The 13,121-nt window shown below is 70.0% G+C and carries 13 protein-coding genes and 1 pseudogene; 5 read left to right on the top strand and 9 right to left on the bottom strand.

Annotation, left to right across the window (positions count from 1 at the left end):
• Positions 1-15: 15 nt before the first annotated feature.
• Complete coding sequence (locus tag AC3RKB_RS08935) at positions 16-1,545, bottom strand: glycoside hydrolase (RefSeq protein WP_491435730.1); 1,530 nt, start codon at positions 1,543-1,545, stop codon at positions 16-18.
• Positions 1,546-1,773: 228 nt separating this feature from the next.
• Between AC3RKB_RS08935 and AC3RKB_RS08930 the strand changes: the two genes are divergently transcribed.
• The gene (locus tag AC3RKB_RS08930) at positions 1,774-2,262 is read left to right on the top strand and encodes a MarR family winged helix-turn-helix transcriptional regulator (RefSeq protein WP_491435729.1); all 489 of its coding nucleotides are present in this window, start codon (positions 1,774-1,776) and stop codon (positions 2,260-2,262) included.
• A gap of 65 nt (positions 2,263-2,327) precedes the next feature.
• Positions 2,328-3,305, top strand: coding sequence for a zinc-binding dehydrogenase (locus AC3RKB_RS08925; protein ID WP_491435728.1), 978 nt, complete (start codon positions 2,328-2,330; stop codon positions 3,303-3,305).
• Positions 3,306-3,427: 122 nt separating this feature from the next.
• Here AC3RKB_RS08925 and AC3RKB_RS08920 read toward each other — a convergent pair whose 3' ends face one another.
• Positions 3,428-4,336, bottom strand: coding sequence for a hypothetical protein (locus AC3RKB_RS08920; protein ID WP_491435727.1), 909 nt, complete (start codon positions 4,334-4,336; stop codon positions 3,428-3,430).
• A gap of 151 nt (positions 4,337-4,487) precedes the next feature.
• On the opposite strand from AC3RKB_RS08920, the gene AC3RKB_RS08915 reads away from it, so the two are divergent.
• The gene (locus AC3RKB_RS08915) at positions 4,488-5,510 is read left to right on the top strand and encodes an LLM class flavin-dependent oxidoreductase (protein ID WP_491435726.1); all 1,023 of its coding nucleotides are present in this window, start codon (positions 4,488-4,490) and stop codon (positions 5,508-5,510) included.
• Positions 5,511-5,602: 92 nt separating this feature from the next.
• On the opposite strand, the gene AC3RKB_RS08910 is transcribed toward AC3RKB_RS08915, so the two are convergent.
• Positions 5,603-6,046, bottom strand: a complete 444-nt coding sequence (locus AC3RKB_RS08910) for a CHRD domain-containing protein (protein WP_491436796.1) — start codon at positions 6,044-6,046, stop codon at positions 5,603-5,605.
• A 66-nt stretch (positions 6,047-6,112) separates the two neighbouring features.
• On the opposite strand from AC3RKB_RS08910, the pseudogene AC3RKB_RS08905 reads away from it, so the two are divergent.
• Positions 6,113-6,325: pseudogene (locus AC3RKB_RS08905) on the top strand (LLM class flavin-dependent oxidoreductase); the annotation flags it as partial.
• 42 nt (positions 6,326-6,367) lie between these two features.
• On the opposite strand, the gene AC3RKB_RS08900 reads toward AC3RKB_RS08905, so the two are convergent.
• The 6 genes from AC3RKB_RS08900 to AC3RKB_RS08875 all read right to left on the bottom strand — a co-directional run bounded on the left by AC3RKB_RS08900 (position 6,368) and on the right by AC3RKB_RS08875 (position 12,644).
• Positions 6,368-7,639 carry a hypothetical protein gene (locus tag AC3RKB_RS08900; RefSeq protein WP_491435725.1) on the bottom strand — a complete coding sequence of 424 codons (1,272 nt, stop codon included), beginning with the start codon at positions 7,637-7,639 and terminating at the stop codon, positions 6,368-6,370.
• A gap of 12 nt (positions 7,640-7,651) precedes the next feature.
• Positions 7,652-9,025 (bottom strand): dipeptidase, encoded by a 1,374-nt coding sequence (locus tag AC3RKB_RS08895; RefSeq protein WP_491435724.1) that lies wholly within the window; start codon positions 9,023-9,025, stop codon positions 7,652-7,654.
• A gap of 68 nt (positions 9,026-9,093) precedes the next feature.
• Positions 9,094-10,557, bottom strand: a complete 1,464-nt coding sequence (locus AC3RKB_RS08890; RefSeq protein WP_491435723.1) for an anaerobic C4-dicarboxylate transporter family protein — start codon at positions 10,555-10,557, stop codon at positions 9,094-9,096.
• Between the two features lie 26 nt (positions 10,558-10,583).
• Positions 10,584-11,015, bottom strand: a complete 432-nt coding sequence (locus AC3RKB_RS08885; protein ID WP_491435722.1) for a hypothetical protein — start codon at positions 11,013-11,015, stop codon at positions 10,584-10,586.
• Between the two features lie 185 nt (positions 11,016-11,200).
• Positions 11,201-12,067, bottom strand: coding sequence for an AraC family transcriptional regulator (locus AC3RKB_RS08880; RefSeq protein WP_491435721.1), 867 nt, complete (start codon positions 12,065-12,067; stop codon positions 11,201-11,203).
• Between the two features lie 91 nt (positions 12,068-12,158).
• Entirely contained in the window at positions 12,159-12,644 is a 486-nt protein-coding gene (locus AC3RKB_RS08875; RefSeq protein ID WP_491435720.1) for a nucleoside deaminase, read from the bottom strand.
• A gap of 56 nt (positions 12,645-12,700) precedes the next feature.
• Here AC3RKB_RS08875 and AC3RKB_RS08870 point away from each other — a divergent pair, with 56 nt between their 5' ends.
• The gene (locus AC3RKB_RS08870; RefSeq protein ID WP_491435719.1) at positions 12,701-13,105 is read left to right on the top strand and encodes a VOC family protein; all 405 of its coding nucleotides are present in this window, start codon (positions 12,701-12,703) and stop codon (positions 13,103-13,105) included.
• Positions 13,106-13,121: the final 16 nt, after the last annotated feature.

The raw sequence follows: 13,121 nt of genomic DNA, 5'->3' as shown, positions 1-13,121 counted from the left end.
ATTCGTTGCGTTGGTTCAGGTCGTCGCGGATGCCGCGGCGAGCGCCGCGGTTCCGGTCTCGTCGCGCTCGGGCTCCGCGTCGGAGCGGGTGCCGACGCGGCATCCCGTCACGACCGCGGCGCCCTCGCCGACGAACAGTCCAAGCCGACCGGCAGGGCGGTCGTAGAGGCGGGTGCTGAGGCTGACGCGGCCGTCGAGGACGGCGACGCAGAGATCGCCGTCGACGACGACCTCCAGCGTGTGCTCGCCGGGCGGAAGATCGCACGAGCGCTCGAGCTCGATGACGTACGGGACGTCGCCGGAAACCTCCCACTGGCCGTCTCCGGTGCGCGGCCGCGGCCACCGGTCGAACACCATCCGGTCGCGCTTGGGCTCGAGGCGGATCACGTAGCTCTCGTCGCCGTCGGCGCTGGATCGCAGCAGCACGCCGCATTCGGTGGTGCCCGCCGCGATGTCGAAGGTGACGGCGGCGTGGAACGCGCTCGGCAGCTCCTCCCGCGACACCACGGCGCGATAGCCGTCGTGCGCGCGGAGCTCGATGGGCGTTCCGCCGACGGCGCCGGACGACAGCTCGTCGCGGTGCGCCTCGTCGAATTCGATCGGCTGCGCCTCGGTGAAGCTCGCGGTGAGCTCGGCCGGGAACCCGAACGCGAGGGTGCCGTCGGCGTTCTGCCGCGCCTCGAGCACCGAGAGCGTGCCCGCCCACAGCCAGGCGCCGTCGTCGCGGGCGCCGTCGCGGCTCGCGATCCAGCCGAAGAAGAGCCGGCGTCCGTCGCGCTCGGCGGACTTGGCGGCGTAGTAGGCGCGCCCGTCGAGGGAGTCGTGCTCGGGGACCTCCCACGGTCCGTGGAGGCTGCGCGCCATCCGGTACCTGGTCGTGAACGACTCCGAGAACTCGGAGTACACGAGGTACCACCAGTCGCCCCACTGGAAGACCTCGGGGCACTCGTGGGTGATGTAACGGCGCGGGTCCCAGAAGGGCTCGGCCGTCTCCCACGTGACGAGGTCGCGCGAGACGCACTGCGCGATCACGCCGCGCCTGCGCTCGGGCCCGGCGACGTGGCGGGCGGCGATGAGCATGCGCCAGAGGCCGGCCTCCTCGTCGCGGAACACGAACGGGTCGCGCCAGTCCCCCGTCTCGTAGCCGGCCGGGGCGCCGAAGGTGTGCTCCGGATGGCGCTGCCACGTCGCCATGCCGTCGACGCTGGTCGCGTGCATCACGAGCTGCAGCGGCAGCCCGTCGTCGCCGAGGTGGCGCGGGTTCTGCCCCGTGTAGAAGAGGTGGTGCGCGCCGTCGGCGTCGCGGACGATGCTCCCGGTGTAGGCGTTGAAGTCCGCCGCGTCGGCGGCGCCGGCCGCGAGCGAGACGCCGCGGTCGTCGAATCGCACGAAGTCGGTCGTGGCGACGAGGTTCCACGGGGTGCCGGGCTTCGGGGTGCGGCGCACCTCGTGCAGGTAGAAGAGGTGGAAGACGCCGTCCTCCTGCCAGGGGATGACGTCGCCGACCCAGGCGTCGGTCGGGCGGTAGAAGACGGGTGCAGTCATCGGCGGTGATGTCCTTTGGTTAAGCGTTTGAGCAGGACAATAACAGCCGCTGGGACGATGGTCAAGCGTTTAATCACGCATCTCGCCCGCGGCGGCGGTCCGACTGACGCCCGAGGCATTGCGGGCGTGGAGGGAACGGCTGGATGCCCTCCGCGCCGACGACCGAGGCGAGATCATCGATCGATAATATAAGTTGTGCACAACTCAATTGTGTGCAATGCTTACCGCATGCCCGTGACCGATGAGATGGTGTGCTTCTCGTTGTACGCCGCCTCGCGGGCGACGACGCAGCTCTACCGCACCCTGCTCGACCCGTGGGGCCTCACCTATCCGCAGTACCTGGTGCTCGTCGCGCTGTGGCGCGAAGGCGAGCAGACCGTCACGTCACTGGGCGACCTACTGCAGCTCGACTCGGGCACGCTGTCGCCGCTCCTGCGCCGCATGGAGCAGGCCGGGCTCGTCGCCCGATCCCGCAGCGCGCACGACGAGCGCGTGGTCACGGTGACCATCGGCGAGCGCGGCACCGCCCTCCGCGGCGAGCTCGCGCACCTGCCATCGCGTATCGCCGAGGCGGCCGGCGTGCGCGACGCCGATGTTGAGTCGCTGATCCGCACGCTGCAGGAGATCACCGCGTCGATGCACACGGCCGCGGCATCCGCTCACGAACCGCGCACCGGCTCGGTAGGTCGCGCGGCATCGTCGCCCGGCCGCAGGTAGGCCCGCCCCGGCGCGTGCGCCGTCACCGGACGACCCATCTTCCCCGACACGAAAGGAACCGCATCATGCGCGCCCTCATCCATTCCGCCTTCGGCGACCCCGGCTCGGTGCTCGAGGTCGGCGACCGCCCCCTCCCCGAGCCCGGCCCGGGCCAGGTCCGCGTGCGCACGCTGCTCGCGACGATCCACAACCACGACCTGCTGACCGTCAGCGGCGATTACGGCTTCAAGCCCGAGCTGCCCGCGCCGGCGGGTACCGAGGCGGTCGGCATCGTCGACGCCCTCGGCGCCGGCGTCGCGAACGTCGCGGTCGGCCAGCGCGTCGTCACCGGCGGCAGCTTCGGCGTGTGGGCCGAGTACTTCCTGGCCCAGGCCGGCGCACTCATCCCGGTGCCCGACGGCATCACCGACGACGCGGCCGCCCAGCTGGTCGCCATGCCGTTCAGTGCCGTCAGCCTGATGCACGCGCTCGACCTCGAGGCGGGCGACTGGCTCGTGCAGAACGCGGCGAACGGCGCCGTCGGCCGCATGGTCGCGCAGATCGGCACGGCCCGAGGCATCAACGTCATCGGTCTGGTCCGCCGCGCCGAGGGCGTCGCCGAGCTCCGCGACGAGGGCATCGCGAACATCGTCGCGACCGACGGCGACGGATGGCGCGACGAGGTCGCCGCCATCACCGGCAGGGCCCCGATCGTCGCCGGCGTCGACTCGGTCGGCGGCACGTCCGCCGGCGAGGTGCTCTCACTCCTCGCCGAGAACGGCACGCTCATCGTGTTCGGCAGCATGGCGTCGCCGGTGCTCCAGCTCGCATCGTCCGACGTCATCTTCAAGCAGCTGACCGTGAAGGGCTTCTGGGGCAATCGGGTCAGCCGCGATATGGATGGCGCGACGCGCGCGCTGCTCTTCGGGCAGCTGATGGAGCACGTGCGCTCGGGCGAGCTCACCCTGCCGGTATCGGGCGTCTACGCCCTCGACGACATCGGCGCTGCGGTCGCCGCGAGCCGCACGCCGGGTCGCGTCGGCAAGGTGCTGCTGCGGCCGTAGCCGAAGCGACCCAAGGCTGTTCGGAGCGCGCCGCCTGTTCGATGAACACCCGCACGTCAGCGGCGAGCGTCTCCGCCGGCCCCTCGACGGCGAGCGCTGCACGAGCTCTGGACCGTACCTCGTCAGCCCGCCTGATCCGCGTGGGCACGGACCATGTTCGCCAAGCCCCGCTCGTCCCGGATCGGGCTCGAGCGGGGGTAGCTCGTCGTGAGGAAGTGCTGCGCGAACGGGAAGCATGCCGCCGAGAAGGGCGACTCGGCCAGGAACTCCGTGCCGAACGTGTTCCGCTCGACGACGACCGACTCCAGCGGCAGGTGCAGCGCCTGGGTCATCTCGCCGGGGTCGAACACCAGGCCGAACGGCTCCGACCCCTCGTGGGCGAGCCGCCCGCCGTAGTCGACGGACAGGTTGCCCTCGACCCACAGCCGCTGGTCGAGCGGCCGCATCGTGGCATCCGTCAGGTCGGCGGTGAGCGTCAGGTCGTTCGGACGTTCGCGACTTCGGACGTCGACGATCACCTCGCCGGCGTGCGACGTCGTGATGAGCGCCCGATCCGTCGTCGCGGCGGAGAAGCCCTGACCGGGGTCGTAGTTGATGGTGTTGGATTCGTAGTCGCAGATCACCCAGGTGAGCATCCCGGTCCGCAGGTTCTCCGCGATCAGGTACAACTCGACGCGAGCCCCCCAGAAGACCGACGCATGGACGTTGAACGCGCCGAGGATCGCACAGGGGCGCTGCGCCTCGCCCTCGAACATCGAGGTCGCGACGAGGCGATAGCCCGGCGGCAGCAACCGGCTCGCGGCGGCCTCGTCGCGGATCTCGTACGCCAGGAAGGTGCAGTACGGCTCCACGACGAACCCCATGTACGCCGGACCGCGGGCCTTCGACACGATCCAGCGCTGCATCCGCAGCGGCAGCCGTGCGAGCATCTCGGCTCGTCCGTACAGCCCGGCGACGCCCTTCGGCGAGATCGAGTCTTCCGTGCTGCCGATGAAGCTTCGCAACTCCGACCGGGCGATCCGCGTTTCCATGCCGCAACGCTATGCGCCTGCGATCGACCGCGAATCGTCCGGATGATTGACGCTCGACCGGCACGCACAGGCACCCCGCCCCGCCCCGCGGGCTGCCGGGCACTCGGCACCGCCCCCGGAATGCCCCGCCGCGCCAGACGTTGGAGCCAGTATGAAGCGCATCGGTTTCCTCTCGTTCGGTCACTGGTCGAACTCGCCCGGCTCGCAGACGCGATCGGCGTCCGACGTGCTGCTGCAGTCGATCGACCTGGCGGTCGCGGCCGAGGAGGTGGGTGCCGACGGCGCGTACTTCCGGGTTCACCACTACGCGAACCAGCTCGCCAGCCCGTTCCCGCTTCTCGCCGCGGCGGGCGCGAAGACGAGTCGCATCGAGCTCGGCACGGGCGTGATCGACATGCGCTACGAGAACCCGCTCTACATGGCCGAGGATGCCGGCGCCGCCGACCTCATCGCGGGCGGCCGACTGCAGTTGGGCATCTCGCGCGGGTCACCCGAGTCGGTGATCGAGGGCTATCGCTACTTCGGCTACGAGGCGCCCGAGGGCTCGACCATGGCCGACGTCGCCCGGAACAACGCGACGGTCTTCCTGAAGGTCATCGACGGGGCGCGATTCGCTGAACCGAATCCGCGACCGATGTTCCCGAACCCGCATCCGGGGCCGCTCGGCATCCAGCCGCAGTCGCCCGGCCTGCGCGACCGCATCTGGTGGGGCGCCGGATCCGACTCGACCGCCGTCTGGGCGGCCGAGCAGGGCATGAACCTCATGAGTTCGACGCTCAAGGAGGATGAATCGGGCGAGCCCTTCCACGTGCAGCAGCGCAAGCAGATCGAGGCGTTCCGCGCCGCCTGGGCCGAGGCCGGTCACGAGCGGGAGCCGCGGGTCTCGGTGAGCCGCTCGATCTTCGCCATCGTCAACGACGTGGACCGCAGGTACTTCGTCGGCGGTGGCGACCGGTCGGACCAGTTCGGCGTGATCGACGACTTCCGCGCCGTCTTCGGCCGCAGCTACGCCGCTGAACCCGATGTCCTCATCGAGCAGTTGCGCGAAGACGAGGCGATCGCCGCCGCCGACACCGTGCTGCTCACCGTGCCGAACCAGCTGGGCGTCGACTACAACGCCCACGTCCTCGAGTCGATCCTCACGCACGTGGCGCCGGCGCTCGGATGGCGGTGAATGACGGCTGAACCGGGCGGCGACGACGCGTGAACCGTCGCCGCCGCCCGATCCCCGGATTCGGAACGGCGTGAGACGGTCTCGGACCGGTGCTACTTCAGCTGTCCGCGGATCTCCCCGGGCGGATTGTTCGCGTTGTGCACGTTGACGTAATACGCGCTCGGGTCCGCCGCGACCGCGTCCAGCAGCGCCTCGTCCGCGACGATCGTGCAGCCGCTGACCGAGAAGTCGGTCGCGCTCGGAACGCTCAGCGGGATCACGACCGGACCCGCGACGTTGCGCGGGGCGACGTGGACGTGGGCGGCCGTTGCTGGCGCGGAGAGTCCCCTCACGTCGAGCGTGTAGCAGAACTCGTTCAGGGCGTCGTCGATCTCGTAGGAGAACGACCCGTGCGCGCCGAAGTTGTTCGGTGCCGGCACCTCCTGCCCGCCGGTCAGCGGGATGGCGGGTGCGGCCTGGGCGGCACCGGCGCCGGCGAACGTGAGCGCGGCGGCGGCGACGGTCAGTGCTGCGGTCCTCGCGTGCCTCTTCGTCATCATGATGGTTGCTCGCTTTCTCGGTTCGTTCCGCACGCTACGCCGACGCCCGGGCCCCCACAAGGGGATCAGTTCGGCGTCATCGACGACTTCCGCGCCGTCTTCGGCCGCAGCTACGCCGCCGAACCCGATGTGCTCATCGATCAGTTGCGCGACGAGGCGATCGCCGCCGCCGACACCCTGCTGCTCACCGTGCCCAACCAGCTGGGCGTCGACTGCAACTCGCACGTCCTCGAGTCGATCCTGACGCACGTGGACCCGGCGCTGGGGTGGCGGTGAACGATGGCGGCTCCGTTCCTCGCTTCCGCGGAGCCTCGCACGTCAGCGGAATCGCGGCGGCGCGTACGCGAGGCTGGGAGGCACGTCGTAGTCCCAGCGACGGAGGATGTCGTATGCCCGGGTGAGCCGGGCCGTGAGGTCGGCGTGGTGCTGCTGATCAGTCGCCGGCCAGTCCGTGCCCGGCCTCCGGACGTAGGCGGTGTTCCGCTCGCCCAGCAGCGTCTCGCGCAGGAACTCCGCCTGGTACGCACCCGTTCGGATCCTGAGGGCCTTCTCCTGGCTGTGGTGCCGCACGATTCCCTGCGGCTCGAGCTCGCGGAGCAGGCGGCCGATGGCCTGGCACTCGAATGCCCCGAGGTAGGGCGAGTTCAGCGCCAGGTCCTCCTCGACCCGGTCGTGGGGCACCTCGAACGCGAACGCGAGCGCCTGCTGGAGACTGCGGAACTGGCCGCCGTCGATGATCGGGACGTCGACGACGGGCAGGAGCCCGCCGTCGACCGGCGGGCGCGGTTCGCCTCGGGCATCGCCGCGGTTGCCGAGCGAGACGATCCGGGGCAGCCAGTCGCCTCGCGGCTTGTCCCGGTCGACCGCGCCGTCAGGGCCCACCGTCGCGTTCATCGTGTCGTGAACGCATTGGACGTGCAGCATCCGTGCGCTGTTGAACTCGGCGACCGTCACACGGTCTAGGTCCAACGCATGCAGGTTGGCGCACTTGGCCTCGAACACCTTCGCGATGACCTCGTCACGGATGCGGGCGTACGAACCGGCGCCGCGCTGGCCGAGATCGTCGATGACCCCGATCAGCCGCCGCCATTCGCCGTCGTCATGCGGCGGTCGGAGGAAGGGGACACCGCTGAACGAGATCGGCCTGATCGAGTCCACCCCGTTGAAGGAGACCCTCTCGCCTCGAGCCTGGGCATCGTGGCGCTCGAAGAATGCGCGCAATCCTGCCTCTGGGTCGGCCGGCCAGTCGCGGTTCGGATCGAACAGCATGCGGTGGTGCGGGAACTCCACGTAGGCCACGCGCTCGTCGACGTCGGCCCATCGCTTGCACAGGTCGCTCGTCGTCATGTCCGAGAAGTCGTACTGCTGGCGCTGCGTGAGACCCGGCTCGAGGAACGGCTCCAGCTCTCGCGGGAAGGCGGCGGTCGCATGCGGACCGGTGAGGACCAAGTCGATGCGGCCGGCCACCTCTTCGAACGCAACCGACCCCTTGCCACGGTAGAACACGAGGTCATCGAACCCGAAGGTCGCGCCCTCGGGTATCCATACGATCCCGCCGGGGCGGTCCTGCTCGAAGGTGCCGCTGACCATCGCCGTCGCCGCTCAGGACGTTCGCTCGCCGAGGCGCTGCAGCAGCAGCGCCTGAGTGATGACGAACCGTTCGATCTCCCCGGGGTCCACGCTCTCGTCCGAGGAGTGGATCCGGGAGGCCGCGACATCCTCAGGACCCCAGAGCACGAACTCCGCACGGGGCACGGCGTGCTGCAGCGTGCGCAGCAGCGGGATGGAACCGCCGCATCCGGCTTCGCCCACCGGCTTCCCGAACGCCGTCTCCATGGCCCAGCGAGCCGCGGCATAACCGGGTCCGCTGGTGTCGCACCGGAACGGCGGTGCCTCCTTCGTGCGCTGCACCTCGACCTGCGCGCCCCAGGGCGCATGCGTCTCGAGATGGTGCACCAGCGCGTCGAGTTCGTTCGCAGGGTCCGAGCCGGGCACGATCCGCATCGAGATCTTCGCCCGCGCCGCTGGGATCAGCACGTTCGACGAGCCGGCGATGCTCGTCATGTCGATGCCGATCGCGTTGAGGGACGGGCGCGCCCAGAGCCGGTCCCCGACGGGACCGGTTCCGGTGAGCTGCACCCCGTCGAGGACGTCGGCGCTGGAGCGCAGGTCATCCTCATGGAAGTCCTCGCCCGCCCAGCTGCCTGAAGACACCCCCTCGATCGCGACGTTCCCGTCGTCGTCGTGCAGCGTCGCCAGCAGCCGCGCCAGAGCCATCATGGCGTCCGGTGCCGGTCCGCCGAAGACGCCGGAGTGCAGTGGGTGTTCGAGGGTCCGCACGGTCACCACGCACGCGACATCCCCCCGCAGTGCCGTGGTGAAGACGGGCTCACCGACCCGGAGGTTCCCCATGTCGCAGATGACGAACAGGTCGCAGTCGAACAGCTCCGGGTGCGCGTCGACGAAGGCCTCGAGATTGCTCTCTGTCTCCTCCATGCCCTCGAGGATGAGCTTGACGGTGCACGGGGGCTTTCCGTCGAAGATCCGGAGCGTGCCCAAGTGGGCGACGAGCCCGCTCTTGTCGTCGGACGCGCCGCGGCCGTAGATGCGGCCGTCGTCCTTCGTCGTGGCGGTCCACGGATCGCTCGTCCAGCCCTGCTCCTCGGGCGCGGGCTGCACGTCGTAGTGGGCGTAGAGGACGACGGTGGGCGAACCCTCCGGTCCCCTGATCTCTCCATAGATGGGCGGATACCCCGTCGGCACGTCCATGAGGCGGACGTTGGTGAAGCCGGCCTCGCGGAACAGCTCCAGGGTCACGTCCGCCATTCGCCGGACTGGTTCCTCCGGGTAGCCGGGGAATGCGACCGAGGGGATGGCGACGAGCGTCCGCAGGTCCGCGAGCAGACCGGGCATGAGCTCGGCGGCCTTGGCGGCGATGTCGGCGGACTGCACCGGCACGTCGGCGTTGGATGTCATCTCTCCTCCGATTCAGGACTGGACTGGGCCGATGGACGAGGCTCCCAACGAGGTCGCGTCGCCTGCGATCAGCCGAAGAAGATCGCTCCGATCAGCGCTCCGACGACGATGGTGATGACGGAGAGGACGAGCATCGGGACGAAGAAGCTGTGGTCGAACAGCTTCGTGCCGAGCTTCGTGGTACCGGAGAGGTCGAAGTTCGCGGCGGCGATCTGGGTTCCGTTCGCGGGCAGGGTGTAGACGCCGCCCAGGGCGCCCGCCCACATGCCGGTCACGACACCCGGTGCCAGACCGGCGGCCAGGCCGATCGGCACGATGGTCCGCGTCGCGGTGGACTGGCTGGTGGTCAGGGCAGCCACCAGGAACACGGCGAGCGCGAAGAGGAACACGTAGTTGTTGACCCAGCTGCCGATCGTGTCGACGATGACCTCCTCGTGCGCCGCGATGAACGTCGCGGTCAGCCACGCGATGCCGAAGAGCGCGATGGCCGAGATCATGCCCGCCTTGAAGACGGACATGTCCGGGACGGTCTTCACGTCGGGCCGTCCGATGAAGAGGATCAGGACGCCGACGACGAACATCACCATGACGATGGTCGTGGTCATGTCGATGGGCACGGGGTCGCCGCCCTCGACCGGGAACGACGGCCGCAGGCCGGGGAAGAGCCCGAGCAGGACGATGACCACCACACCGGCGAAGAAGGTCAGTGCGGAGTTGCGGCCTCGCTTCGTGTAGGTCAGCGCCGGCGCGGTGGACGGGCCGCCCGCCGTCGTCGTGGGTGCGCCGGTCTTGCCTGCGCCGCCGCCCGGCCCGGCCGGGGTGGTCTCGTCGGCGGTGGTGGCATCAGCCGAGGCCGTCGTCGTCTCAGCGGCGCCGCGCCAGTGCGTGAGTTCTCCCGAGGCGATCTTGGCCTGGACCTGCGGATCGTCATCGAGGTTCTTCCCCAACCGGTTGACGACGAAGGACGTGACCACGATCCCGATGAGGCAGGCCGGCAGGGTGATGGCGAGGATCTGGGTGAGCCCCAGGCCGTATTCCTCGGTGTCGGTGAGGGTCACCATCGCGGCCATGGCCGCGGAGACCGGGGACGCCGCCAGCGCGATGCCGGACTGCACGACGGTCAGCGACATGGGTCTCGAGGGACGGATGCCGTTCTTGTAGGACACGTCGTAGATGACCGGCAGCAGCGGGTAGATGATGTTGCTCGTCCCGGCGCCGACCGAGAACGCGAACGCCGTGAGCGGCGCGATCAGCGTGATCTGCTTCGGATGCCGCTGGATGACCCGGGCCGCGACGTAGACCATCCAGTCGATGCCGCCGGCGGCCTGCATCATCGCCGCCGCGGTCACCACCGCGAGGATGATCGCCATGGCTGCCGCCGGCGGTGAGCCGGGAGCTTCCTGGAACACGAAGACGAGCACGAACGTGCCGAGGCCGCCCCAGAGCCCCACGCCCACGCCACCGGCCCTCGTGCCCATGACGATCGCTCCGAGGACCACGAGGGACTCGAGCACGAACACCAGTACGTCCATTTCCTTCTCCTGCCTCGGTTCTCAGCTCACTGCGGGCACTGCGTCTCGGCGAGGCCCTCGACGATCGACCAGGCGTCCTGAACGCTCTGCTTCGCGTCGTCGATCAGGGGCGCCGCGGTGTCTCGGGCATCTGCGCCGGCGTCGACCGCGGCCTGCCGCACGGCGTCGACGTTCTCCCGCAACCGGGTCAGGGCGTCGTCGAGTCGCCCCTCCGCCACAGCCTGGAACTGGTCGAGTTCACTGCTGACCTCGTCGGCGGCGGCGCGGATCTCGTCCACCTTCGCCGTCGCCGGATCCATCGCGCCGAGTTCCTCGACCGCGGCGACGAGATCGTCGTACTGAGTGCAGAAGTCCTGGGTGGCGAGGTTCGCGCAACCGCTGAGCAGCTGGACGGAGAGGAGCCCGAGCCCAAGGGGCACCCCCGCGCCCCGCACGACTCCGCGTTTCCTGCTCGACATGGACATCTCCTGCTCCTCGGACTGGTGCGATTCATGTTCGTCCCGGTCGATGCGAATTCAGAAGGGGCTTTCGGCCCAGAGCGGATGCCACGTCTGCACGGGTTGGGCCGCGCCTCCGCGATGCGGGGTCGACGGCGCCCGGCGGGCGAACTCGAACGACGGATGCCACGTGGCATCCGCCGTCGTCACCCCCGCTCGACCGGCAGCCACAACTCCGTCGTCGCCGTGCTGAAGTCCTCGGCCCGCTCGAGCACCGCCACCATCGACGGGCCCGGCCGCAGCCGCCACGGGTTCGACGGGAACCAGTCCGCCGCCGTCGCCGCCCACGTCGCCTGCAGCTCTTCCGGGTACGCGCCCGACGACCGGAACACCGCCCACGACCCGGCCGGCACCTGGGTCACGTCGAGATCCTCCGGCACGGCCGTCTCCGATGTGACCGCGACCCCGTGCAGGTACGTCAGCTCGCTGCCCTCGGCGTAGTCGGGGTCGACGTCGTCGCTCACCTGCAGCAGCCCCGCCGGTTCGGTGTCGCCGAGCGCCTTCAGACGCGCGTGCTCCTCCGGCGGCAGCGCGGCGATGTGCGCCTGGATGTGCGGGTTGGGCCCGTGGTGGATGAGCGGCACGCGCGTGGCGCGGCCGACGAGCAGGAAGGCCGGTCGTTCGGCGATACGGGTGTCCATCGTGGTGTTCCCTTCAACGGTCAGGCGGAACCTGAGCTGCGGTTGCGTCCGAAGGGGTCCACCGTCTCGACGCACGTCGCCCGGGCCGACGCCGTGCACCGCCCGGAACGCGCGACCGAACGCCTCTGTCGAGCCGTACCCGAACCGCACCGCGATCCCCAGCAGCTCGCCGTCGCCCAGCACCTCGGCCGCCGCGACCGTCATGCGCCGCCGCCGGATGTACTCCGACAACGTCATGCCCGCGAGCGACGAGAACATCCGCCGCACGTGGTACTCCGTCGTGCCGAGCTCGCTCGCCAGCCCGGCGACGTCGATCTCCTCGGCGAGGTGCTCCTCGACGAACTCGACGAGCCGGTTCAGCGCTGCGATCACGGTGACCCCCTTCGCACTCCAGCCTGCCCATCGACTCGGATGCGCACCCGACTATCCCGGTTCGATTCGGTCTGCCGCCCACCGCACGCGGCTAGACGGAACCGGCTGCACGTTCGATGAGCACCCGCACCTCGGGGACGAGCTCGTCGACGGGCCCTTCCACCGGCAGCCCCGGTGCGACGGCCGTGATCGGCAGCACGGCGACGGCGGATGCCGCGGCGCCGGCCTCCGCGCGCCATCCGCTGATCTGCTCAGCTGACGCCACGTACACGATCCGCCCGAGCCCGACCCAGGCGTGCGCCGCCGAGCACATCGGGCAGTGCTCTCCCGACGTGTACACCGTCGCCGCCGCCCGCTCGTCGGCGGTCAGGTTCGCCGCCGCCCAGCGCGCGATCTCGAACTCCGGATGCCGCGTGGCATCCCCCATCGTCACCTCGCGGTTGCGGTCTTCGAACCGCACCGTGCCGGAAGCGTCGACGAGCACCGACCCGAACGGACCGTCGCCGGCCTCGAGCGCTTCACGCGCGAGCTCGACCGCCCGGCGCAGGTGGACGAGGTCGGCCTCGGAGATCGTCATGCGTCCAAGCTAGGCGCGTGCCCGCGCCGATGGCACCCCGTCCATAGGATGTCCCGGTGCCTCTCTTCGACCACATCGGCATCACCGTCGATGACCTCCCCCGCTCGATCGCCCAGTTCGATCCCGTGATGCAGGCGCTCGGCTGCACCCGGCAGGACGCCGACAACGGCGTCTCCTGGTACCTCGGCGAGGAGGAGCTGATCCTCTTCCCCGCCCGCGAGCCGGGCACCGGCCCGCACCGGCACGGCCAGGTCGGATGGCAACACCTCGCCTTCCCCGTCGCCTCCCGCGCCGAAGTCGACCGCCTCCACCAGATCGCGACGGATGCCGGGTGGACGGCCGTGAGCGGACCGAAGCCGTTCCCGCGCTTCAACGACCGCTACTACGCCGCCTTCGTCGAGGACGCCAACGGCATCCGCCTCGAGTTCATGCACAACCCGCCTCGAATCATCCATGGGTGAGGCTACCTACCTCGGC

It is taken from the genome of Agromyces capsici (genome assembly GCF_058349965.1).
Note: the sequence above shows the minus strand (reverse complement) of the source record. Positions and strands in the feature narration are given on the sequence as shown.